This is a genomic window from Acinetobacter sp. YH16044, from assembly GCF_013417145.1.
In the GTDB taxonomy this organism is placed as follows: Bacteria; Pseudomonadota; Gammaproteobacteria; order Pseudomonadales; family Moraxellaceae; genus Acinetobacter; species Acinetobacter amyesii.
In genome coordinates this window covers 1-24960 of sequence record NZ_VPEK01000022.1, presented here as the reverse complement: position 1 = coordinate 24960, position 24960 = coordinate 1, and the positions used below count along the sequence as shown (strand labels likewise).

The following is a 24960-nucleotide window of genomic DNA, read 5'->3' as shown; positions in this document are numbered from 1 at the left end:
TAGCAAACCCTCTGTGATGTAATTTTGCAGTACAGCCTATACCTTTGACTCTGCGATACCATTGGCTGATGGTCGTATAAAAAAGCCATCCCATTGTTTAACAGTGGAATGGCTTTTATTTTGAGAAAAATAAAGCTTAAAAGCGATGCAGAAGCTGATTAATAACGCAGGAAGGCTTCTGGTTCATCATCGGTGTGTTGTTGCTTTTTCACTTCTGGTGAAACGGTTAAATGTGGATTGGATAGCTCAAGTTCGTGGATGAGTTGCATATCGAAAACATCTGTGAGCATACTGTCATAGCGTTGAATGTTGTAAGTGCTGAGCTGTTCAGCTTCGGAGGCAGTAATGACTTTTTGTGCAATGGCATCGGCTATATGTGCTTCAAAAGTTAAACCTTTGAATTGACCTTTAGATTCAGCTTTTTTAAATTGGTTCCACAGCGGTTCAATTTTCAACAATTGTAAAAAGGCATTTTCCATACGACCAGAAACTTCATCTGCTGCAGTGCTGTAATACACGTGCTTTTTCAGTTCTTGGCGGAAAGTATTATCTAGCATCATTTGAGTGGCAACTTCACGTTTTAAATGGTCTGTAGGTTTGGCAACAACTCGTCCAAACGGAAAGCAGATGATTTTTACTACACTTGCCGCTAGTCGCATTGGGAAGTTATCAAATAAGCCATGGAAAGCTTCTTCGACATTGTACAAAGCTTTATCTAATGCAAGTTGTGCATGTAGTTGTTCAGCTTCGCTTCTTTGACCTTGTTCATAATATTTAAGAATAGCTGTCGCTATAAATAAATAAGAGTGAATGTCTGCAAGTCGGCCAGAGAGCATTTCTTTACGTTTAATATCGCCGGCTAAAAGGCCAAGACACATATCTGCAGTCAGCGCGAAATCAGCACTGAATCGATTAATTTTTTTATAGTAGGGGTGGCTAAATTCATCTGCTGAAGCAGGTGAGTCTGATGGACCACCAGTGAAGGCATAAGCAAAAGCACGTGCAGTTCGGTTAAAGGTATAGCCTAAGTGCTTAAAGAGCATTTCATTGAATGTATTGAGTGCAGTGTTTTTATCTTCGGCTTGAAGTAATTGTAGCTCTTCAAATAAATATGGATGACAACGCATGGAGCCTTGTCCAAAAATCATCAAAGAGCGACTTAGAATATTGGCACCCTCGACAGTAATTGACACAGGAATGGCCTGATAATTCAAAGCTAAAAAATTACGAGGTCCCATCTGCACGGCACGTCCACCGACGATGTCCATGCCATGATTGACTACTTTACGCATGGTTTCAGTGGCATAGTATTTGGCCATTGCAGTCATTACAGCAGGTTTGCCGCCTTGGTTTAAACCACAAGTCACCAAATAGCGAAATGCTTCAAGCATATAAGCATCTGATGCGATATCACTCGAAGCTTCTTGTACACCTTCAAAATTACCTACAGAAATTTTAAACTGCTGACGAACTTTGGCAAATGCGCCGACGTTTAAATATGCCATTTCTCCGGCTGCCGTTGACAATGCAGGAAGTGAAATACCACGACCAACCGCTAAGCATTCCATCAGCATACGCCAGCCTTTACCGGCATTTTCTATCCCACCAATGATCCAGTCTAAGGGAATAAAGACATCTTTACCTTCAACTGTCCCATTCATAAATGGTGAGCCTGGATTATGACGAGGGCCTGTAATGACACCGTCATGACTCGCCGGTAGCAGCGCGCAGGTGATGCCATATTCCGTTTTATTTTTATCTCCCAATAAGCCATCTGGATCGTATAACTTAAATGCAAGACCAATGACGGTGGCAATCGGTGCAAGGGTAATCCAGCGTTTAGAGAAATTCATGTTTAAGCCGAGCACTTGTTGTCCCTCAAAGGTGCCATAACAGACAACACCTGTATCTGGAATAGCGCCTGCATCTGAGCCTGCTTCAGGGCTTGTGAGTCCAAAACATGGAATTTCTTCACCTTTTGCAAGGCCAGGGAGGTATCTGTCTTTTTGTGCTTCGGTACCATAGTGTAGAAGTAATTCCCCCGGTCCAAGAGAGTTGGGCACCATACAACTGACTGCGGCAGTGAGTGAGCGAGATGCAATCTTGCTCATGACACGGCTTTGTGCATATGAACTAAATTCACGGCCCCCGTAAGATTTTGGAATCACTAGTCCTAAGAAACCATTATCCTTAATGAATTGCCAAGCTTCTGGTGGGAGGTCTTTATGTTTATGGTGAATATCCCATTCGTTGAGCATGGCACAAAGTTGTTCGACTTCATTATCAATGAAGGATTGTTCTTCAGCACTAAGCTGAGGATAGGGATAAGCCTCAAATTTTTTCCAATCAGGCGCGCCCATAAATAGCTCTTTTTCCCACCAACTTGTTCCTGCATCCAACGCTTCACGTTCCGTAGTACTCATATTCGGCATCGCATTTGCTAAGGTTTTATAGGCAGGTTTGGTGAGTAGATTGAGCCTCAGTGGATCAATCAACACAATTAAACTTAAAGCAATAAGCGGGATGCCAAGTATTAATGACCATGGGCTTAAAAAGGCGAGTGCAATTGAAACGAATATCAGTGTTATCGCGCCTACAGCTCGTGAAAGTTCAAAGAAAAAAACGGCCCAAAGAGCAAAAATAAAGAGTACGGCACTGAGTATAAATAGCATTTGTTATGGCTCCAGTGACAAGGGCCAGAGCGTTATGCGTTTAAAACAGCCTACATGCGTTTAAAAATGATCTCATCTTTTGTCTTTCTGATTTTAAAGTGCATGAGACTGTCAAAATGGCATCACTCGGCTGGTGAGTATGATTGGACAATTGCGCGAATATCATGAAAGCGCAAATAAACTGTTTTCAATAGATTGATTAATAAATAATCACAATACAATCCCTATCGGGCAAAGAAATGTCACATTACGTAAACTTGTATGATTCGATATGTTGGATACCGTTTAAAGGAACGCACTATTTTCGAAAGATCTTATATTTGTTAACGAATTGGGCTGAGTGTGAAAGCCACAAAAAAGCCCTCAATCAATGAGGGCTTTAATTTGCGATGTTTTAAATCTTAGAGTGATTAAGCTTCAATGGTTTGAACTGCAATTTTCTTTGCAGGATCAGTTTTACGACGTACCGCAGGCACTGGCTCACCATAGTATTGACGGTCAGCAAAGTAACTTGAACGGACCATTGGTGCAGCCCAAATGTTTTTGAAACCAAGCTTTTGGCCATGTGCAGTGTAACGCTCAAATTCTTCTGGGCTTACAAAACGGTCAATAGGAGCATGTTCTTTAGAGGGCTGTAAGTACTGGCCAATGGTGACATAGTCAACATCGTGTGCTTTTAAGTCGTCTAATAACGCAATCACTTCTTCTTCAGTTTCACCAATACCGACCATCAAACCACATTTAGTTGGTACATCTGGGCAGTATTCTTTAAACATTTTTAATAAGTTTAAAGAGTGTTGGTAGTCAGAACCCGGACGCATTGCTTTATACAAACGTGGCACGGTTTCAATGTTGTGGTTAAAGACATCAGGTGGACACTCCGTCATAATACGAAGGGCAACATCCATACGACCACGGAAGTCAGGAACTAGAATTTCCAAAAGTGTTTTTGGACTCAAGTCACGAGCTTCTTTAATACAGTCAACAAAGTGCTGTGCGCCGCCATCAACTAGGTCATCACGGTCGACCGACGTAATTACGGCATATTTCAAACCAAGATTGGCAATGGTTTCTGCCATGTGACGTGGTTCATCTGGGTCAAGAGCATTGGGACGACCATGCGCAACGTCGCAGAATGGGCAACGACGAGTACAGATATCGCCCATAATCATAAAGGTTGCAGTACCGCCACCGAAACATTCAGGTAAGTTCGGGCAAGCCGCTTCTTCACACACGGTATGTAATTTTTGTGCGCGTAAAGTTGTTTTAATACGTTGAACTTCATCAGGGGCAGCCATTTTGACCCGAATCCAGTCAGGCTTACGAGGCGTTTCAACCGTTGGCACGACCTTCACAGGTATGCGAGCGACTTTTTCTGCGCCACGAAGTTTTACACCCTGTACAGGTTTACGGTTCTCAGACATATTCAACTTTTCCACTGTTTTTGACAAGGAGATATTCAAAAAATTAGCTCGATCATTATAGCGGACTTGAGCTTAAATAGGGGGAAAACGATATTCATATAATAAATGTGGTTATCACATAATATATGTGAGCTAAATATCCAAAAAAGTTAGGATATACGTCATAATACAGCCTAGATTAAAGAATATTTGTAAAGGAGCGTTGAATGCCACGTAAGAAAGAGGTCGTTAGTGGAACTTTCGTGAAATACGATGCGGTAGTTCTGGGTTCTGGCCCTGCGGGTGAAGGCGCTGCAATGAAACTTGCTAAATCAGGTAAGCGAGTTGCTATTGTAGATATGCGTGAACAGCTTGGTGGTAACTGTACCCATGTAGGAACAATTCCAAGTAAAGCATTACGTCAGACCGTTTCAAGCATTTTACGTTACCAACGTGACCCTATGTTCCAAAAAGTCGGTGAATGGAAACAGTTCACGATGAAACAGGTGTTACGTAATGCGCATAAAGTGATTCAACAACAAGTTGAAACGCATTCACGTTTTTATGACCGTAATAAAATTGATATTTTCCACGGCCGTGCGTATATCCAAGATCAAAACACTGTTTTGATTTTTAGCAATGAAGGTATGACGGAAACTTTAGTATTCCAGCAATTAGTGATTGCTACAGGTTCACGTCCTTACCGTCCAGCTGCTTTAGACTTTAATCATCCTCGCGTATTTGATTCAGATAAAATTTTAGATCTAGATTATTCAATCCAAAAAATCATCATTTATGGTGCAGGTGTGATTGGTTGTGAATATGCGTCTATCTTTATTGGTCTAGACCACAAAGTTGATTTGATCAATACACAGCACAAATTACTCAGCTATTTAGACGATGAAATCTCAGATGCATTGTCATATCGTTTACGTGAGCAGGGTGTATTGATTCGCCACAACGAACAGATTGATCATCTTGAAACACATGAAGATCATGTGGTTCTGCACTTGCAAAGTGGTAAGAAAATTAAAGCCGACGCGATTTTGTGGTGTAACGGTCGTTCTGGTAATACAGATGGTTTAGGCCTAGAAAATGTAGGTATTAAACCAAACAGCCGTGGTCAATTAACCGTGAATGATCAATATCAAACTGAAGTAGAGAATATCTTTGCTGCGGGTGATGTAATCGGTTGGCCATCACTTGCATCTGCTGCATATGACCAAGGTCGCTGTGCCGGTTCTAACATGAGCGGTGAAGAAGGAATTGCACCTGTAACGGATATTCCTACAGGTATTTATACAATTCCTGAAATTTCTTCGATTGGTAAAACTGAACAACAGTTAACTGAAGAAAAAATTCCGTATGAAGTGGGTCAGGCATCTTTCCGACATTTGGCACGTGCGCAAATTACGGGCGACACCGTGGGTGAGCTTAAAATCTTGTTCCATCGTGATACTTTAGAAATTTTAGGCGTTCATTGCTTCGGTAATAATGCTGCGGAAATTATTCACATTGGTCAGGCCGTGATGAACAGCCCGAACAATACGATTAAATATTTCGTAGAAACCACATTTAACTATCCGACTATGGCGGAAGCGTACCGTGTTGCAACATTGAATGGTATGAACCGTTTATTCTAAGGTTAAATTGAACTTAGAATGTACAATGAAAGACCCGTAAGTTTCGGCTTGCGGGTTTTTTTATAGTTAGGATAAAGTGTATGCAAAATATACATTCAATCCACTTATAATCATCAGCATTTCCAACTCATTTTAGGTAGCTTATGACGATCCGTTCAGTGACCATTCAAGGTTTTCGATCTATTCATCATATGAATCTGACCTTATCGCGTCTGAATATTGTCAGTGGTCCGAATGGTTGTGGTAAATCCAATCTATATAAAGCTGTACGTCTCCTGCATGAAGCTGCAAATGGCCAATTATCCCAAGCTATTGCAAATGAGGGCGGGATTCAAAAAATCATGTGGGCAGATGGTCACCGTGCGGGTGATCGATCGAAAGACCCTAAGCGCATGAAGCTTGCAGTGGAGATGGAGCATTATGAATATCAACTTGAAATAGGTTTTCCTGAACCGCTCATCACCTTGTTTGCACTCGATCCTTTGGTCAAAGTAGAAGGGATTTGGTTAAGCGGCTATCAACGTCGAAAAATGAGTGAGTTGTTGGAAAGAACCAACCAAGCGGCATTTCTTAAAAATGTTGATGAAGAACGGATTGCTTATCCGATGGCATTAACACCAGAAGAGTCGGTGTTTGGACAATTGTCCGATCCACACTTATATCCCGAAGTTTCACAAGTGCGTGAGACCATGAAAAACTGGCGTTTTTATCATGAGTTTTCTGTCAGTGGAAATTCACCGATCCGTGTCCCACAGGTGGGCATTCGTTCGCCAGTTTTAGCGCATGATGGTACAAATTTAGCTGCGGCTTTTGAAACCTTGCGTGAGCGTGGTAACAGTGAAACCTTGTTTGAAGTACTAGAAAAAGCCTTTCCGCAGACCCAATTTTATGTGCAGGAAATGGGTGGGCGCTTTCAAATGATGATGCAAAAGCAAGGGATCTTAAGACCTTTGGAAAGTGCCGAATTTTCAGATGGGACTTTACGGTTTTTGTGTTTAGCTGTGGCTTTATTGAGTCCAAGACCCCCAAATTTTATGGCACTGAATGAGCCAGAAAATAGCTTACATCCCGATTTATTACCTGCCTTGGCGATGCTGATTGCCGAAGCAAGTCGCTATACGCAGCTTTGGTTGACCACACATTCCAATGAACTGGTTGAAATGATCAAACAGTATAGTGATGTGCAGCATTATCAACTGGATCAGGTCGAGGGGAAAACTGTGGTCAAGGGCGCAAGCTTAATCGATGAGGATTAATTTACTCCTTGAGTTCTAGTTTTTTTTGCTTAAGTTTAAAAAGGCAGAAAAGTTAAAAAAGCGTAATAGCCGATAAAACTGCTTATTAAGCTGAACCAAACTGGCAGTTTGCTGCGAAGTAAAGCAATAACGACGGCAACAAATATAAAGTCTGTCCATTGAATGATGTATTTTTGGCTCATTTGAAATAGTAGACACAGTAATAAACCAACGACAGCCGCATTGATTATTTTTAAGGTGCCAAAAAGCATCGGGTATTTCATCAATTTATTCCAAAACGGTAATAAGCCAAACAATAATAAAAATGATGGTAAAAATATCGCTAACGTCGCGAGTGCGGCATTCAAGATTGGCACATCGGTCATGGGTAAAAGTGTGCCGAGATAGGCGGCGAAACTAAACAAAGGTCCCGGCATGAGTTGTGCAAGGGCATAGCCTAAGTCAAAATTTTCATTACTGATCAGTCCTGTAGAGACAAAGTCCTGATGTAAAAATGGCAAAATAATATGTCCACCACCAAAGACGAGGGATGCTGTGCGGTAGAAGCTTTCTAAGCTGAAAGCCAATATATTGCTATGTTGTATATCGAAGAATGGCAGAACGAAAAAAGGGCTGATAAAGGCGAGAAGCCATAGCCAAGAGGTGCAAGTATTTTCATGTGCATTCCGGCTAAAATTATCATGTTTGGGTGGAAATGTTTCGGCGATATTTGGCTTTTGGCTGTGTAATTGATTTGACGATAAAACTAAACCGATAATTGCAGCGCATAAAATCACCAAAACTTGATTTAAAGAAAATTGAAAGAAATAAATAAAAAATGCAGCTAAAAGCATGACTAGATACTGAAATTTTGTTTTACAGAAGCTTCGCATCATTTGCCAAAATGCCCATGCAACAACGGCTAGTACAATTAACTGAATAACATGAAAGAATAAAGTTGAGAGTTGATTACTGAGTTTTATACTTAAAGTGGCCGCGGCACACATCAGCAGGGCTGAAGGTAAAGTAAATCCTAACCATGCAAAACAAGCACCTTGATAGCGGTTGAGTTGAAATCCAATTGCCATGCCGAGCTGGCTACTTGTTGGGCCTGGAAGGACTTGAGCCAAGGCAAGCAAATGCGCATATTCATGCTCCGTTATCCATTTTTCTTGTTTCACAAAATATTGAAAAAACAACACTAAATGCGCAGCAGGTCCACCAAATGCAATACACCCTAATCTTAAAAAGGTGAGAAAGATGACAAGGTTTCGTTGTGGTATGGACTGGCTCATGCGTTACCAATATTAAAAATCGAAATAAGGTTATGAATTTCTAAAGGATAAAATCTTGAATGTTAAAAGATTTTAAAGGTCGATTATTACAGGAGCATGTAAGTCCTGCTTCAAATATATTCTGAAGCACTTTGCAGAGAAAACGATAATTGGATAAAGTGACATAGTACTGTCCCACATACACATGGCATCGGTTTCTGCCGCTGATTAGCATCAGCATTTACACATAAAATATTTTGTCTAAAAATGACTTCTCCAAAATCAGACACCTTATCAGAAATTTTGAGTGCCTTATTTAAGTGGTTGATGAGTGGCATTGCATCGTTACTTTCAATCATGGCATTTGCAGATGATCAGCTACCTGCTACACAACCATTAGCAAGTTATGCAGATCAAAACAGTTGGCAGGACATTCAGCCCTATCTACCTAAAGAATACCATTTAACCGAAACGCAGCGCCCTAAAGAAGAGTGGTGGAATTGGCAGGGTCATACTATTCACTTAGATACCTATCGAAATCCACAGGCAAAAGTGAAGGTGATTCTGTTTCATGGTGTGGGAACAAATGGTCGACAAATGTCGATGATTTTGGGTCAGCCTTTGGCACAGAGTGGCTATGAAACTATCGCTATTGATATGCCCGGTTATGGCCTCACCCAAGTCAAAAAAGGCTCTAAAACTCTTTATGATGATTGGGTTCAAGCAGGCAATGACCTCATTGAAGCTGAGCTACAAAAAGATCATCGTCCTATCGTTTTGTATGGGCTCAGTGCTGGTGGTATGTTGACCTATCACGTGGCGGCAAAAAATAAACAGGTGAAAGGTATCGTCGGTATGACCTTTCTAGATACTTCAAATAAAACCGTGCGTGATCAAGTCTCTTTGAATAAATTTATGAGCCGCGTGGGCAGTCCAATGGCTCATGTGACGGCACATACACCATTATCAGCATTGCCAATGCCGATGCGTTGGGTAAGTAAAATGCATCGTTTGGTGAATAATGACGCAGCATTGCAGGTCTTTTTAAAAGATAAAACGTCAGCTGGGAATAGTGTATCGGTTAAATTTCTAGATTCGTATTTATATTATAAAAATGACACGCCACCGGAGCAGTTTGATGTCTGCCCAATTCTACTAACGCAGCCTGAACAAGACCGTTGGACGCCTTTGGCTTTAAGTCAGCCATTTTTAGCACGGATTCACCAAGTTCCAGTCGATGTCGTGCTGTTGAAAAACGCAGGACATTATCCTTTGGAACAGCCGGGACTCGATCAAATGGTCAATACAATCGATGAGTTTTATCAAAAAGTCACGCAATAATCTGTTGAAAGCGTGATGCGTAATTCATACCAAAATAGATATAAAAAAACCGCCAGAAGGCGGTTTTTTTATTGGGACTTTATCGTGGAAATATTTAAGCAAAATGACCATGTTGAAAATCATAAAATGCCTGACGTATTTCATCTTCAGTATTCATGACGAATGGTCCATGTGCCGCAATAGGTTCATTTAAAGCTTCGCCACTTAAAATAAGCAGTTTGGTTGCTTCAAAAGATTTAAGTTTCAAGGACGATACTTGGTCACTGACATATAAAGTCTGTTTCGCATCAAAGCGTTGACCTTCGATTTCGATCGCGCCACTTAATACAAAAATCATGTTATTCCACTGTGGGTTGAATGAAAATTCCTGTTCAACATTTGCATTCAAGCGCACATCCAAGACATTCATTGGGCTAAAGGTTTCAGCTGTACCCATTGTGTCTTCAAATTGGCCAGCAATGACGCGTACCACGCCTGCATTTTGTGCAAGTTTAACTTCAGCAATATTGGCTGTAGTCAGTTCTTGGTAGCGAGGTTCAGTAATTTTGGCATGACTAGGTAAATTGACCCAAAGTTGTACCATGTCTAAATTTCCGCCAGTTTTTGCAAAATCTTTAGAATGGTGTTCTTCATGCATAATGCCTCGACCCGCGGTCATCCATTGCACTTCGTCTTTGGCAATACTGCCGTGATTTCCTTTAGAGTCAAAATGCTCCAATTCACCTTCATAAAGAATGGTCACTGTTTCAAAGCCACGGTGTGGATGTGACCCAACACCACGTTGATGATGACTTGGAGAGAAATGATATTGGCCGGTATAGCCCATAATGAGGAATGGACTGGTTTGATTGCCCATTTCTTGCATAGGGAGCATAGAGTTTGTTGGGAAGCCATCGCCCACCCAAGTGCTACGATCACTATGATAAACACGTTTGATTGAATTCATAATTCAGCCCTCAATATATTGCTTCTGAGATCTATTATTGAGGTATAGTGAGGGAATGACAGGGCGAAAAACTCAACAGATTATTCTAAAAATGAAACAATCATGCAAAATTTAAATGACTATTACTACTTCGTGCAAGTGGTGAAATACCAAGGTTATACCAAAGCTAGTGAAGCATTGGGTATTACAAAATCTAAGCTATCACGCCGTATTACAGAGTTAGAGACCCGTTTGGGTGTACGTCTGATTCAGCGGAATACGCGAAAATTTACAGTAACTGAAATAGGACAACAGTTCTATTTACATTGCTTAAAAATTTTAGAGGAAGTCAGCGAAACGGAAAACTTTGTGCTTAGTACGTTGAACGACCAACTCTGTGGCCAGATTAAAATCTCTTGTCCTGTGGCTTTGGTGGAAATGCCTGTTGCCAAAATGGTCACTGATTTTATGCAGCAATATCCAGACATCAGTGTGCATCTGATGGCGACCAATCATCGGGTTGATGTGATTGAGGAAGGCGTAGATTTAGCCATTCGTGTGCGTAATATGCCTTTATTGGATAGTGATTTGATCGTTCGAGATTTAGATGCTTGGGATCATGTTTTGGTGGCATCGCCACAACTTTTCTTCGAGCGTGAAATTCCACAGCAATTGGCTGAGATTCAAAATTTTCCGTGTATTGGTTTTGATCGGCCTAAACATTTTTGGGATTTCCGACATCGTGAAAAAAGTGAAACTCAACAAATTGAATTTCATCCACGCTTAAGAACTGACAGTTTTAGTGCCATGATTTCTGCTGCTATTTCTGGCGTGGGAATCGCTTCTTTGCCCAAAGTGTTTGTACGTGATGCTTTAAAAAGTGGTGAGTTAATTGAGCTATTTCCTGAATGGCAATTGCCGCAAGGGGTCATCCATGTTGCATACGCGACACGACAAGGTATGCTGCCGGGTGTACGTGCGATGTTAGATCATTTGATTTCAGGTTTTAAGGCCTTAGATATAGATCATCCGTAATTTGAGCAGTGTTCTTATTGTTTTCATATTCTAATTATTTTGGGTTATTGCTCAAACACGGATTTTACAGGGTTATTTATTTTTTATTGTTGGCATGAAGTTCAACATTAGTATGGTCGTCCTCCTGCTAAGCTAATTCGCTTTAATAAGCGGCGTTGGTCTGAAGGGAAAGGGTGGCGTGAGTGTAATGTCGCTTGGTTATCCCAAAATACAATGTCACCTTCTTCCCATTGATGTTCATATCGAAACTCAGGTTTCAATAAATGTTCACGTAAAGATGCAATCAATTCACTGCCTGACTGATCATCGTAGTGAACCAATTCCACTTCAGATCGTTCATTTAACCACAGCCCTTTACGGCCACTTTCTGGATGGGTACGTACAAGCGGATGTGGATAAGCATGTCCAACAATCGGGTGGTCTTTGAAACGATATAGCGGTGTAGCGCCATATCCCGTTGTGCCTTTATTATTTTTGGCACGGACAAATGGGTTATAGGTAATGAGTTGAAGTTGGTCTAAATGTTTTTGTGTCGCTTCATCTAAAGCTTCATAGGCTTTAATAGTGTTATACCATGAGGTTTGTCCACCGTCTTGTGGCAGTTCAATGGCATAGAGTAATGAACCAAAAGATGGCAGCGGAGTCCACTGATGGTCTGCATGCGCAGCCAATTCACCATGTCCAGTATAGTCACCTTTGCCGACTGCATTTGAAACAGGTACGACGTCTGGTGGTGTACCGGTATCATCTTGTGACGCTAGCACAGGAATATCTGCACCAGGACGGAAAATTGAACCGAAGTAGCTTGCAAACGCGAGATACTGTAAATCATCTAGACTTTGATGTTTAAAAATTAAAATCAAGTGTTCTGCCAACGCTTGTTTTAAACGGTAGATGGTTTCCCCAGACTGTGCTTTACGCGCATCTAAACCATAAACCACAGCCCCCAAAGCTTGGTCATGTTGCGCTTCAATACGAATTTCATTGCCATCTTGAAATTGTTCTGCTTGATGCCAACGTGGAGCATCATGGATGGCTTGCGAAAGTTGAGTTAATGCGGTCATTTCATAAGTTCTCAAATTGTTCTTTATTGAGACTTAATCTATGGAAGAAAGCGCAGGTTGGAAAATTAAAAAATAAGCTAAGTTTATGAAAAAACGTATTATTAATACTAATATGCTGAAAATGCAGCTTTTATTGAATCGTGTAGAAAATAGCTTAAAAACTGCTGTTGTAGTGTTGATATAACAGCAGTTTGAATTGGAATTAATGCTTCAATACGTCTTTAATGTGCACAAAACGCTTGGTTAAAGTATTCGAATAATTCAGGCGTTTGGCTCCATAATCCGATGGACAATGCCAACAAGGCCAGAATACTGATGCCAATACTGAGTCGGAACCATAATGTTGAATTAGTCATGAATGACACTTTCCTCATTAACCATGAAATGTACCAATACCCCAAAAATACTCAGGACAATCGAAAAAATCCAAATGGCATCATAGTTACCGGTCATATCGTGGTTCACACCACCCAACCAGCCACCAAAAAATGAACCGACTTGGTGTGTAAAGAACACGATACCGCTGAGCATACTGAGATATTTAACGCCAAACATATTGGCCACAATACCGTTGGTGAGTGGTACGGTAGAAAGCCATAATAGTCCCATAATGACGCCAAATGCATAGATTGTCCATGTGCTTAAAGGCAGCAAAAGAAAGGAAATAATGGCAATGCCACGTAAACCATACAGTCCCATCAACAGCTTTGGTTTGGAATATTTGCCACCGAGCCAACCAGCTGTGTAGGTGCCGACAATATTAAATAGTCCAACGAGCGCGAGGAAAATAGTGCCCGTAGTGGCATTAAAGCCATGATCGATTAAATATCCCGGAAGATGGATGCCAATAAACACCACTTGGAAGCCACAGACAAAGAAACCGAGTGCTAGAAACCAAAAGGGTTTATGCTCCCAAGCCAATTGCAAAATTTGTTTAAAAGTCAGAGAGGCTTCATGCATATTAGTTGCATTTGGTGCAACATACATTGGTGCTTTTAGCATCCAAGCTAAAGGAATAATAAGCGCAATTAAAATGGCGCTGACCACCAAAGCCGAAGACCAACCCAATTTTTGCAATAGCAGTAATGTAGAGGGCAGCATAATGAACTGACCAAAAGAACCTGCTGCACTGGCAATACCCATGGCTAAACTACGTTTGTCTGGATGCGCTGCACGTCCTACGGCAGAAAGTAATACTGGAAATGATGTGGCTGAGAGAGCCAAACCCAGGATTAAACCTGCGCTTAAATTAAGAAGTAAACCGGTAGAGCTGATGGCCATGAGTAATAGCCCTAGGGCATATAATGCACCCCCGACGGCGACCACGATCTTACTGCCATATTTATCTGCAAAAGCCCCAGTAATTGGCTGTACAGCACCCCAAATTAAGTTTTGCATGGCAATGGCAAGGCTAAAAACGTTATGTCCCCAACCAAATTCATCACTCATCGGCACGAGATAGAGGCCAAATGCATGACGCACCCCTAAAGACAATGCCAAAATAATAGCACTGCCAATGAGCATGTAAATCAGGGGCTTTGAGAAACGAGTATCAGACATACAGCAGGCTACATTCTTTAAATTTAATCCAATGGTATTCGAATAAACGCAGAGTTGCGATTAAATTTAATTCACCAAACAATAAATTTTTTTTATAGGTAACTATGGATGAATAAAGGAAATTGCCTCAGCATAAATTCAAAAGTGTTTAAAAGAGATTGAAAAGATATCTCAGAATAAAAGACCATATATAGCCTAATAAAAAAGACGGCTGTAGCCGTCTTTTTTATATTCAGGTTATTAATTAGAAACGCATACCGATACCTGCATATGCAAGGATCGGGTTTACTTCAATATCCGCTTTAGATTTGATCAGTTCGCCGTGTGTCGCATCTGTAACGGTAATGGTTGTTTCATTTTGAAGGTGTGCATAGCTAACAGAACCAACAGCAAACCATTTATCATTGAAATCATAAGTGAAGCCCACCGTCGCAACCGGAGCAAATACATCAGTTGCCTCTAAATCAACTTTTGGATTAGCCTTACTTGGCTTTCCTTCTAAAGAAGCGCCTGCATTACCTTCTTTAATATTGGCAATCATATGTCCAGCAGCAATCAGGTCTTTTTCTGTACGTGGATTAATTTCTAGTTCATTAAAGTATGCATACATTACGCCTAGACCCACATAGGGACGGAATTTATTGACGCCAGTTTTACCGAAGTGATATTGGATTTCTGCAGCGGGGGTCCATGCACGAGCAGATGCCGCTGGGCCGTAGGCTTCTAAATCTGTAATCAGCAAACTATTCTTCATTGCGATTTCAGGTAGGTCGATAATACCTAACTCAGGTGTCGCAATAGCTGCAAATGGCGCATAAATTTTTCCTTTGCCGTTTAGGTCTACCTCAGGTGGGATACCGGCTTTCATTTCTAAAGAAATGTTATCAGTAAAGAAATAGTTGGTCATGATGCCTAGTGTGGTTACATCATCGGCTTCAAGGCCAGTACCTTGGTTATCCCAACTTTGTAGGCCATTAATTTCAGCAGTACCGCTTAGCCCTGCTGGTAAGGTACTCGTACCTAATTTATCGAGCAAACCGACAAACCAAGTAGAAATGTTTGGATCCATAGCTGGATCCATATTGGCTTTTACTGCGTCAATTGAAATATCACCAACTTTGGCTGTTTCACCATTTTTTACTGATGTATCAACATGGAATGGCTGTGCTTTACCTTGTGGCATAACATGTAGAGCACCAACAGAGACAGAAAAACGTTTGAAGCCATCGCCATCTTTTAAACTAAAATATGGTGAGTCTGCATGACTGAGCATAGGTAGGGCAGCCATAGAAACAGCAATGCACAATACACTTTTTTTCATTTTAAAGGACTCCATGTCCGTAAATTGATAATAATTTTTCTAAGTGCCCATTATTCAAAATTAGTGCGTAAAAAATGTTATAGAAAACAAGAATAAACGTAATAGTCCTGTAACATTCTTGATGATTTGTATTATTTGAAGACTTTAATTAGGTATTTGTGTAAAAAAATCGAACATTTTTGAAATTTAGAAATGGTTCTATCTATTTGTATATATTCAATATTTATTGACATAAGTGACAGTGTATTGGTTGATTTGGGTCAATAAAATAGTTTAAAACGACCATATTCAAAGCACTTTTTTGTGCTGTTGTCCTCTATAGATATAAAAATTCATAGCTAATCATTGAGTCTTTATATGTCAATCGAGGCTAATCTCTCAAAGCCTTTTACACCAAAACCATTTTTTTTGTACAATAGCGCCAGATTCAATTGAGTTATTCGTATGAGTACGCAAAACCCTCCCAAGAAAAAGGCTTTAGTCAATTTGCCTTTTCCGATTAAAAAAGCTGAAGATAATGCTTCGGATGAAATCTTTGAAGATATGCGTCCAAAACCTCAGCGTTATGCTGACCGTACTTGGATGCCACCACGCGGTACACGTCGTTCGATGGGTAAGCGTTAAAAGATTTAAATAAAAAAGCCATGGTACAAACCATGGCTTTTTTATTGCAAATTATTGATGTTAATTGCGTATTTCAGACTGAATTCTTCGGTCTTTATTGAGATAATACTTTTTCTTCTGACGATACATGTCCAAATCGGCACGTTTAAGCATATCGTCCATCCGCTCATTCAGCTCATTGGTGGCACAGCCAATCGAGATACTCATCGGTTGATTAGAATAAAATTGGTTATCGACCAATAACAACTCATTCAAACTTTGTAAGCAGTTTTGCAGCGCCGCATCATCTGCACCAGGTAATAGAATGACAAATTCATCACCGCCAATGCGCGAAGCAGAATAGGGCGTATGCTGAATAAGTTGGTTTAAAATGTTGCCCAGACGTCTGAGGATACTGTCACCAGCATCGTGCCCAATACTGTCATTGAGTTCTTTTAGTCCATTTAAATCAATAAAAATACAAGAAACAGGACGCAATTGATTGCGTTCGAGACGATTGAGTTCTGCGATATAAAATGAACGGTTATAGAGTTTGGTCAGAACGTCATGCTTACCTAAATATTCAAGATAATTTTCAGCCTTTTTACGTGCGGTAATATCAGTCAGCGCAACCTGCACGGTGCTCCAGTCATCGAGATAATCGGGAAATACGGTAAATTGCAGCAAGACGTGGCGGATACTGCCATCAAGTGCATAATTTACGGCTTCACGTTGATGATGTAGATTGCCATTCCAAAGTTCAATCAACTGTTCTTTAAAGGTTTGCAGCATTTCTTTGGCAAACACTTTATGTACATTTTTGAGCAATATTTCTTTGTTCTGAGCGCCAAATAAATCAAGCGTGGCTTGATTGACGTCAACGATCAGTATTTCTTTAATGCACTCTTGTACAAAATCGGGATGAACATCTAAAAAGGTCACAAAGTCTTCGATTTCTAAAGCGCGTAGCTGATCTAATTTTATTTTAATCCGGCAAAATCTTCGACCCAAAGTGAAGTCGGTGAATAATGAAAACGTGCTTCTGCCAAATGACGACTTTGTTCTTGTAAACGGCAAGCTTGAGTATAAGACGTGATATCTTCAGTCGTAATTAAGACGGCGGATAAATCCTGCTCATGACTCGGTAGCACGATGCCTTTGAGTTGAATGTCTAGGCGTTCTCCACTAAGCGTATAGTTCACGGCAGAATGGGAAAAATGCGTATCACCATTCCACAATGCAACCAGCTCTCTAATGTGTGTTTGACACATCTCCGCCTGAAAAACTAAATCAAGGTTTTGACATAAATGTTCAAAGTCACGTGCTTGATAAAGTTCCAACGTTTTTGCGTTGACCTGTAAGAGTTTTATTTTTCTCGCACATTGCAGAATACGTGATTCATCTTGTTGAAGAAAAGTGGAGAGATCCTGCACACCTTGCTGACGCCAGAGATCAAATTGTTTTTTGACTTCACTGTAATCTTCAAGCCACATGGCAATGGGGGATAGCTCAAAAAAAGGAGAATCTAGCATGTCTATTTTATGTGCTCGTCATTCTTCATGATAATTACAGCATGTAGTATAAGACGAAAAAAATGATATTAAAATAATGTGATATATAAAATAAACTTTATTTTTAGTGTGACTTATGTCACTAAAAGTCGTTAATTCAACTTAGATAAAAAGCCAATGTAGACTTTGGCTTTTTTAGGGGGGGAGATATGGTGAAAAAAGTCTTTAGCGGCTGGCTTTACGAGCTTTATTTTCAGGTCTTGGTGCAGCGATTTCACGTTCAGCTTTCCAAACATCAATGAAATCTTTTTCATTAATATTGTACAGTTCAAGTAGGGCTAAAATGACGCCGCCAAACATCATTGGGCCTTCTGAGTTGCTTTGAAACTCAAATATTTTCCCATTCAGGGCATGCAAAATATCTTCAATTTCAAAAATACGGTCACGACCATTGCTATCTGTCGGGTACATTTGGGTATTCAGCACAATTTTCGCAAGACTTTTTTCATTATCTGTTAAGGCCAGAACATCAACCAATTCATCTGCCGAAGGTGCAAAAATTACCGAGTCTTGAAAAATTGTATGTAGAAGTTTCGAAGTAAGTTTTGGTAAAGCTTTTTCAACGAAAGGACGGAATGAAATTGGAAAAATAACATTTCTGGAAATCCCCTTAAACATGGGAGCAATTTCTTCAACTTTATAGCCAGCGACACCACAGCCAATCGAAGTAATGAAATATTTGGTCTTCGGATGATTCTTGGTATAGATTTTAAAATCATCAACATAATGTTGAATCTGAGACAATGGCATTTGTTGTAAATGCTCATTCATTGTTGGAATAGCAAAACTTTGACCAGCCCATCCACGACCAATACCATTCATTGCACCAAAATGCTCTAGGGCAGTACGCGCTGCACCGCCAGCATGTTGACCTGCCATATTGCTGCCAAAAACAAAAATAGTATCTTCGGGTAGGTTTTTAACAATACTTTCGTCATGATATTGGTAAGTCATAAGTTTGATCTGTGGCGTCCTTTTGTTCATGTTGCAGGTGAAATTTACATAGGTCAAGTATCAATAAGGGATAAATGAACGCTTTATTCCTGAGTTTTTTTAGAGCCAAGAGTTTCCTCAAGAAAAACATGCGAAATCAGGCGAATTATTTTTCAAACATGAAAAAAATCTATGGGTTTATGTTGAATTATAATTTTACAGTCCGTACACGCCTCTGGTATTTACATAAATTTAGCGTTGTTTTGTGCAACTTTGCCCTCATAATAAAGCCATATAAAACTGTTGAAGAAGAGTGTGATGCAGGAACAGCCTTTTGAACTCGTAACACAATATCAGCCGGCAGGTGATCAGCCTCAAGCGATTGAGAAATTGGTGAAGGGGATTGAAAAAGGAATGCATGATCAGTTGCTCTTAGGGGTAACAGGTTCAGGTAAAACCTATACCATGGCAAATGTGATAGCACGCACGCAACGTCCAACGATTATTATGGCGCATAATAAAACTTTGGCTGCGCAGCTTTATGGCGAGTTTAAAGCCTTCTTTCCGCATAATGCCGTGGAATACTTCGTCAGTTATTATGACTATTATCAACCCGAAGCCTATGTTCCATCTTCAGATACTTTTATTGAAAAAGATTCATCGATTAATGATCATATCGACCAAATGCGTCTTTCGGCAACACGGGCATTATTAGAGCGACGTGATGCAATTATCGTAGCGTCAGTTTCAGCTATTTATGGTCTGGGTGATCCCAATGCTTATATGAGTATGCTTCTGCATATCGTGGAAGGAGACCGTATTAGCCGTGATGATATCATCCGTCGTTTGGTGGAAATGCAATACACCCGAAATGAACTCGAATTTTTACGGGGCACATACCGTATTCGTGGTGAAATTATTGATATTTTTCCTGCTGAATCTGATCAAAATGCCATTCGAATAGAATTATTTGATGATGAAGTTGATTCAGTTCGATGGTTTGATCCCTTGACGGGCAAGTTGGTCCGTAAAGTGCCACGTATTACGATTTACCCAAAAAGCCATTATGTAACACCTAAAGATAATTTACAGCGTGCAATTGGAACGATTCGTGAAGAACTCGCAGAACGACTAGGATTCTTTCGTGCAAATGATAAATTACTCGAAGCACAGCGTATCGAACAACGTACACGGTATGATTTAGAGATGATGCAGCAGCTTGGCTATACCAACGGTATTGAAAACTATTCACGCCACTTGTCTGGCCGTCCTTCTGGTGAAGCACCTCCGACTTTGTTTGATTATGTACCTGATGATGCTTTATTAATCATTGATGAATCGCACGTTACCGTTCCGCAAATTGGGGCTATGTATAAAGGTGACCGTTCACGTAAAGAAAATTTGGTCAATTACGGTTTTCGTTTACCAAGTGCGCTTGATAACCGGCCAATGAAATTTGAAGAATGGGAGCGGATTATTCCTTCGACCATTTATGTCAGTGCAACGCCTGCACATTATGAAATGGAAAAGTCTGAACAAGTCGTTGAGCAAGTGGTTCGACCCACAGGTTTGGTCGACCCTGAAATTGAAATTCGTCCAGTGTTAACGCAAGTTGATGATGTATTGTCAGAAATTAATAATCGTAAAAACTTAAATGAACGTGTATTGGTTACGACATTAACCAAACGTATGGCAGAAGATTTAACTTCATATTTGAAAGAATATGGCATTAAAGTCGCTTATTTACATTCAGATATTGACACTGTTGAGCGCACTAAAATTATCCATGAATTGCGTTCGGGTGTATACGATGCAATTGTTGGGATTAACTTACTGCGCGAAGGCTTAGATATGCCAGAAGTGTCTCTAGTCGCCATTTTAGATGCAGACAAAGAAGGCTTCTTGCGTTCTGAGCGTTCTTTGATTCAAACCATTGGTCGTGCAGCGCGTAACTTAAACGGTAAAGCGATTTTATATGCAGATCGTATGACTGACTCAATGCAAAAAGCCATTGATGAAACGGATCGGCGTCGTAATTTACAAATCGCCTTTAACCTTGAACATGGCATTACGCCACGCAGTGCAGTGCGTCAAAACGTTAATGATATTGATACTGGTGAAGTGCTCACAGATGATGAAATCGATGCAAAAATTTCAGATCAGGCTAAGGCATTAACTGCAGATGAACGTCATTTGATGTCTGATCCAAAACTTTTAGCAAAACATATGAACAAGCTGGAAAAAGAAATGCTGAAAGCATCGAAAGATTTGCAGTTTGAACAAGCTGCTCGATTACGTGATGAAATCTTGCGTTTAAAAGCACAGATGATTTCATAATTTTGTTAGACAAGATGCGGCATATTGTTTGAATTACATACATAATTCAGACAAGAAAATGATTTTTAGAGCAATTTTTTCCGCTAGAGTAAAAACACGAGAGAGAGAATTACTTAATTTTCATCGAATGTTTTGCATCGAAATGAGGCATAAAATGACAACAACGAATCTTCCGAAAGCTGGTTTTAAGCTCGCAAAAATTGCACTTGGTGCAGCAGTGTTAATTGGTTTGGGTGCAGCCACAATGGCCTATGCACAGACGAAACCTTTACAGACTGTGGAAAAAGTCGAGCTCGATCGTTATTTAGGTATGTGGTATGAAGTTGCTCGTAAGCCTTTAGTCTTTCAAAAAAGCTGTGCTCGTGATGTTACCGCGGTCTATACCTTAAATGAAAATGGCAATATTAATGTCAATAATCGCTGTGTATCGAAAGATGGCACCAAGAAACAATCAATAGGCGAGGCATTTGTACAAAATGCACCGTTTAACTCAAAATTAAAAGTCAGTTTCTTACCTGAAGTGATTCGTTGGTTGCCTGTGGGGCGTGGTGATTATTGGGTGCTCAAAGCCGATGAAGACTATCAAACAGTCTTGGTGGGTGAACCCCGTCGTAAATATATGTGGGTGCTATCTCGTTCGGCTCATCCAGATCAGGAAGTGATTCAGGAATATCTAAATTATGCTCAATCTGTCGGTTATGACTTATCAGATATTATTCATACCAAGCAAACAGTAAAACCATAAAACCTAAATATTTGAACAAATGCTAAAAAACCATGCCTGTGCATGGTTTTTTATTTGCTAGAATGTCTCTGCGAAAAGCTTGATTGATCAAGCAAAATATCAAATTTATGGTGTATTTTGGACTGGAGTGGAAGATGTATAAAGGCGTTGCATTGTCTGTATTGGCATCGGTCACTTTTGGTATTTTGTATTTCTTTACCATCTTTTTAAAACCTCTAGATAGCGAGCAAACTTTTGCATGGCGCATGTTGGCGACCTTGCCATTTTTAACCTTATTTATGTGGTGGATGAAAGATTTAAACAAAGTCAGTGAAATTTTTTGGCGTGTGGTCAAGCAACCGATCTTTCTCATTTGGTTAATCATTAGTTCATTTTTATGTACTACACAGCTTTGGTTGTTTTTGTGGGGACCAATTAATGGCCGAGGGCTAGAAGTATCTTTAGGGTATTTTCTATTGCCCTTAGTGATGGTTCTGGTTGGATGTGTACTGTATAAAGAAAAGCTGTCTAAATGGCAGATGGCTGCCGTGGCATTGGCAATTTTAGGGGTCGGCCACGAAATTTGGCGTATTGGCAGTATCGCGTGGGAAACTGTCTATGTCGCTGTGGCTTATCCGATTTATTTCTTTTTACGTCGTACCTTTAAAACCGATCATTTGGGTGGTTTTTGGTGGGATCTTTGCTTAATTTTGCCTGTAGCCTTTTATTTAGGATTTATTCATAGCGATAGTTTAGCGCTGATGTCGTTATTCCCGTATCTGATTTTGGCGGTTTTAGGACTGGGTTTTCTGAGTGCGCTTGGCTTAGGTAGCTATATGTTGGCGAGTCGTTATTTGCCATTTGTGATTTTTGGTTTGTTGAGTTATTTAGAACCCGTGTTGTTAGCTTTTGCATCCATCGCATTGGGGGAGCGAGTAGAAGCCGAAGAATGGCTGACCTATATTCCAATTTGGGGTGCGGTATTGTTATTGGTGATAGAGGGTGTTTTGCATCTGTTTAAACAAAAGCAAAATGAACGTGCGCTAGCAAAAAATGTAAAAGCGTTAAATGATCGAATCGATTCTTAGACTGAAAATGCTGGTACGATAAATTGATCAGTTTACAATTAATGCTTGCTGTTTTTTAATAAAATCTTAAACTTAGAAAACTAAAACACGCCATGATTCAATTTATTGTTTAGGAAGAACAGCATTGAATGATGGTGTACAAAAATATTTATTTTAGATAAAAATAAACTGAAATCGATAAAAGATCGATTAAAGAACCAAGATACAGGAAGCAGTCAGTGGTTGTCCCATTTCATCAAAGCGCTAAACTTTTACAGCTAGAGCCTGTGTTGGATCAGCATTGGCGGAGTATTGTATCTGAAGTATGCACTGATCTTGATCAATCCAATTTAGCACAGATACAGCAGGTGTTATCGCAAAAAGGTATTCGTTGGGAGTCTTCATCACAGTCGTATCAAAGAGATGTACCGATGAATTTGGGCATGCTGATGAAAGTACTAAAATATGATGTCATGCGTGAGCATGCACAGTATTTGGCAACACAGCTCGAAGAACTTCGAATATTGACCCAGAGTATTCAAATTGCGCGAAAATTAGAAGAAAACCTACTCTATATCAATAAAATAGATGCCGAAGAAGATTTTGAATTACAGTATGAAAAAAATGTATTACATCAGCATTTCATTTTAAATGCCGCACAAATCATTCGTGAAATGGATTTGATTGCGCCGAGTGATGCACGTCAACTCACTGCTCTGCAAGTTAAAATTTTCTTGATCGAAATTTTCTTAAAGTCACATATGTTAGGGCAAGTTTTTGATGCTTCTGTACCAAAATCATCTGAGGTTTGGCAACATCCGATTTTTAAATATTATTTAAAGCGTGAACAAAAAACGCGTTATTTACAAATTGTACAAACATCTGAGTTTATTTATATTTTGTCGCCTGATTTAGATTGGACGACGCAGTATTCAGCAACTCGGTTTTTATCGACAAAACATAATGACGCCCTAGCAGACGACGTTTTTGATGGGTTGGCTTTAGATTTAAATACTGCTTTAGAGAATCAGCAAATAGACGAATTAAAAATTCAAGTCTCTAAGCTGGCATCTATTGCAGGTTTTATACATTTAGATCTGCAAAATTTAATGCAGCAACTACATATACGGGTAGATAAGCATCTACTTTTAATGCTGCATGTAGAGGATGCCACTCAATTAGTGACGGTTTTACCTACTTTTGAGCAGCAGTTCAATACATTGATCTTGAAGCCATTGCATCAGACTGTTCAATATCAACTGAGTGAGCAGATACAGCATGATTTTTTATTTTTCCATAGCATGCAAATATCTCAGAAGCTCATCACGAGTCTAAACGTCTTGAGTAGTTGCCCGAAGTTTGAGGCGAGTTTGGAGTTAAAACGACTGCGACTTCAACTACAGGCTTGGCAGGTGCTTTTGTTGAAACGGCGGACGCACATTTTTCATGTTCAAAACGAAGATGAGTGGGAGTTACATCAACAGCAGTCACAGCAAATTCATACGGCATTGAAAGCGCTCTTGCAGACGACCGAGGACGAGGATCAACAGCAGATCTTTGCTGCTGAAGCCGTCGTAGAAAATACGGGTACCCATGGCGCTCATGTTGGATTTTCCAAACGCATGACGAAAACAGGTGATTATGAAAGTCTTGAAGCCGATGCTTTAAAAGCGCAGCAGCAAAAAAAGCGCCAGACTTATATGCAGGTTTTAATGTTGCTGAAGGAACATGCGTCCCAGCTCGTCAATCTCGATTTTGAGCCATGTGAAAATGCCTTAAACGTGCAGTCTTTTAGTGATCAGAGATATTTTGCGATTAGTGCTGGAGAGAATGGTTTAAATGCACTTCCGAAAATATTAGAGCTGAGTGTAAATTTCTTTGATTTTAATCTGGAAAAGTTTGCTGAGAATCTGAAAAGTTAACTGAATTTTAAATATAGATCTGACTTCAAAAATCCATTGTTTTGCCCAAAATAAATAAACACCACAATAGATTTCTTTCATAAGTCATTTTTCACTCAGCTCCAAGTTATAAATTCCAGCAATTAGATTGAATCTTAATGCTAGTCTTTTGCCTCGATTGCGATATCGCTCAGCAAGAATTTTGAAGGTTTTCAAACTGCCAAATACATGCTCAATTCCAATTCTTCTTTTATTGATTTCCTGATTATAGATTTTTAGTTCGGAATCCAGTTTACAGCGCTTCTTTGCTTTTAATGGCAACAAGCTATTTGGATACACTGTATAAATTCC

19 protein-coding genes and 1 pseudogene are annotated in these 24960 nt (G+C 40.0%); 9 read left to right on the top strand and 11 right to left on the bottom strand.

Translation table 11 applies throughout. From position 1 onward, the window contains the following. Positions 1 to 158: 158 nt before the first annotated feature. Positions 159 to 2672 (bottom strand): acyl-CoA dehydrogenase, encoded by a 2514-nt coding sequence (locus FTV38_RS12290; RefSeq protein ID WP_180022625.1) that lies wholly within the window; start codon positions 2670 to 2672, stop codon positions 159 to 161. Positions 2673 to 3082: 410 nt separating this feature from the next. Then, complete coding sequence (lipA, locus tag FTV38_RS12285; protein WP_078190238.1) at positions 3083 to 4096, bottom strand: lipoyl synthase; 1014 nt, start codon at positions 4094 to 4096, stop codon at positions 3083 to 3085. Positions 4097 to 4302: 206 nt separating this feature from the next. On the opposite strand from lipA, the gene sthA reads away from it, so the two are divergent. Both sthA and FTV38_RS12275 read left to right on the top strand, forming a co-directional pair. Then, positions 4303 to 5718, top strand: a complete 1416-nt coding sequence (gene sthA, locus FTV38_RS12280) for a Si-specific NAD(P)(+) transhydrogenase (RefSeq protein WP_180022624.1) — start codon at positions 4303 to 4305, stop codon at positions 5716 to 5718. A gap of 143 nt (positions 5719 to 5861) precedes the next feature. Continuing rightward, positions 5862 to 6974 (top strand): AAA family ATPase, encoded by a 1113-nt coding sequence (locus FTV38_RS12275; protein WP_180022623.1) that lies wholly within the window; start codon positions 5862 to 5864, stop codon positions 6972 to 6974. Between the two features lie 35 nt (positions 6975 to 7009). On the opposite strand, the gene chrA is transcribed toward FTV38_RS12275, so the two are convergent. Then, positions 7010 to 8248 carry a chromate efflux transporter gene (gene chrA, locus FTV38_RS12270; protein ID WP_180022622.1) on the bottom strand — a complete coding sequence of 413 codons (1239 nt, stop codon included), beginning with the start codon at positions 8246 to 8248 and terminating at the stop codon, positions 7010 to 7012. A gap of 336 nt (positions 8249 to 8584) precedes the next feature. Here chrA and FTV38_RS12265 point away from each other — a divergent pair, with 336 nt between their 5' ends. Continuing rightward, positions 8585 to 9568, top strand: a complete 984-nt coding sequence (locus tag FTV38_RS12265) for an alpha/beta hydrolase (RefSeq protein ID WP_233945430.1) — start codon at positions 8585 to 8587, stop codon at positions 9566 to 9568. A gap of 94 nt (positions 9569 to 9662) precedes the next feature. Here FTV38_RS12265 and FTV38_RS12260 read toward each other — a convergent pair whose 3' ends face one another. Beyond that, positions 9663 to 10514: a pirin family protein gene (locus FTV38_RS12260; protein ID WP_180022620.1), complete on the bottom strand. Its 852-nt coding sequence runs from the start codon at positions 10512 to 10514 to the stop codon at positions 9663 to 9665. A gap of 102 nt (positions 10515 to 10616) precedes the next feature. Here FTV38_RS12260 and FTV38_RS12255 point away from each other — a divergent pair, with 102 nt between their 5' ends. Further along, positions 10617 to 11528 (top strand): LysR substrate-binding domain-containing protein, encoded by a 912-nt coding sequence (locus FTV38_RS12255; protein ID WP_180022619.1) that lies wholly within the window; start codon positions 10617 to 10619, stop codon positions 11526 to 11528. A gap of 107 nt (positions 11529 to 11635) precedes the next feature. Here the strand turns inward: FTV38_RS12255 and FTV38_RS12250 are convergent, their stop codons facing one another. From FTV38_RS12250 to FTV38_RS12240, 4 genes are all read right to left on the bottom strand, one after another. Continuing rightward, positions 11636 to 12592, bottom strand: a complete 957-nt coding sequence (locus FTV38_RS12250; RefSeq protein WP_180022618.1) for a TauD/TfdA family dioxygenase — start codon at positions 12590 to 12592, stop codon at positions 11636 to 11638. A gap of 221 nt (positions 12593 to 12813) precedes the next feature. Beyond that, positions 12814 to 12948, bottom strand: coding sequence for a hypothetical protein (locus FTV38_RS18125; RefSeq protein ID WP_257220694.1), 135 nt, complete (start codon positions 12946 to 12948; stop codon positions 12814 to 12816). Beyond that, positions 12941 to 14152: an MFS transporter gene (locus FTV38_RS12245; RefSeq protein ID WP_180022617.1), complete on the bottom strand. Its 1212-nt coding sequence runs from the start codon at positions 14150 to 14152 to the stop codon at positions 12941 to 12943. The genes FTV38_RS18125 and FTV38_RS12245 overlap by 8 nt, the downstream gene beginning before the upstream one ends. 244 nt (positions 14153 to 14396) lie before the next feature. After that, positions 14397 to 15473 carry an OmpW family protein gene (locus FTV38_RS12240; protein ID WP_180022616.1) on the bottom strand — a complete coding sequence of 359 codons (1077 nt, stop codon included), beginning with the start codon at positions 15471 to 15473 and terminating at the stop codon, positions 14397 to 14399. Between the two features lie 444 nt (positions 15474 to 15917). Between FTV38_RS12240 and FTV38_RS12235 the strand changes: the two genes are divergently transcribed. Continuing rightward, positions 15918 to 16097 (top strand): hypothetical protein, encoded by a 180-nt coding sequence (locus tag FTV38_RS12235; RefSeq protein WP_078190224.1) that lies wholly within the window; start codon positions 15918 to 15920, stop codon positions 16095 to 16097. Positions 16098 to 16157: 60 nt separating this feature from the next. Here the strand turns inward: FTV38_RS12235 and FTV38_RS12230 are convergent. Then, positions 16158 to 17614 (bottom strand): annotated as a pseudogene (locus tag FTV38_RS12230) (diguanylate cyclase domain-containing protein). Positions 17615 to 17812: 198 nt separating this feature from the next. Then, positions 17813 to 18601: a hypothetical protein gene (locus FTV38_RS12225; RefSeq protein ID WP_180022615.1), complete on the bottom strand. Its 789-nt coding sequence runs from the start codon at positions 18599 to 18601 to the stop codon at positions 17813 to 17815. A gap of 294 nt (positions 18602 to 18895) precedes the next feature. Here FTV38_RS12225 and uvrB point away from each other — a divergent pair, with 294 nt between their 5' ends. The 4 genes from uvrB to FTV38_RS12205 all read left to right on the top strand — a co-directional run bounded on the left by uvrB (position 18896) and on the right by FTV38_RS12205 (position 24630). Then, entirely contained in the window at positions 18896 to 20917 is a 2022-nt protein-coding gene (uvrB, locus tag FTV38_RS12220) for an excinuclease ABC subunit UvrB (protein WP_180022614.1), read from the top strand. A 154-nt stretch (positions 20918 to 21071) separates the two neighbouring features. Next, positions 21072 to 21662, top strand: coding sequence for a lipocalin family protein (locus FTV38_RS12215; RefSeq protein ID WP_180022613.1), 591 nt, complete (start codon positions 21072 to 21074; stop codon positions 21660 to 21662). Positions 21663 to 21796: 134 nt separating this feature from the next. Further along, positions 21797 to 22729 (top strand): EamA family transporter RarD, encoded by a 933-nt coding sequence (gene rarD / locus FTV38_RS12210; protein WP_078191878.1) that lies wholly within the window; start codon positions 21797 to 21799, stop codon positions 22727 to 22729. Between the two features lie 218 nt (positions 22730 to 22947). Beyond that, positions 22948 to 24630: a hypothetical protein gene (locus tag FTV38_RS12205; protein ID WP_180022612.1), complete on the top strand. Its 1683-nt coding sequence runs from the start codon at positions 22948 to 22950 to the stop codon at positions 24628 to 24630. Between the two features lie 84 nt (positions 24631 to 24714). On the opposite strand, the gene FTV38_RS12200 is transcribed toward FTV38_RS12205, so the two are convergent. Beyond that, on the bottom strand, positions 24715 to 24960 hold a 246-nt coding region (locus tag FTV38_RS12200), incomplete at its 5' end, for a transposase family protein (protein ID WP_180022611.1).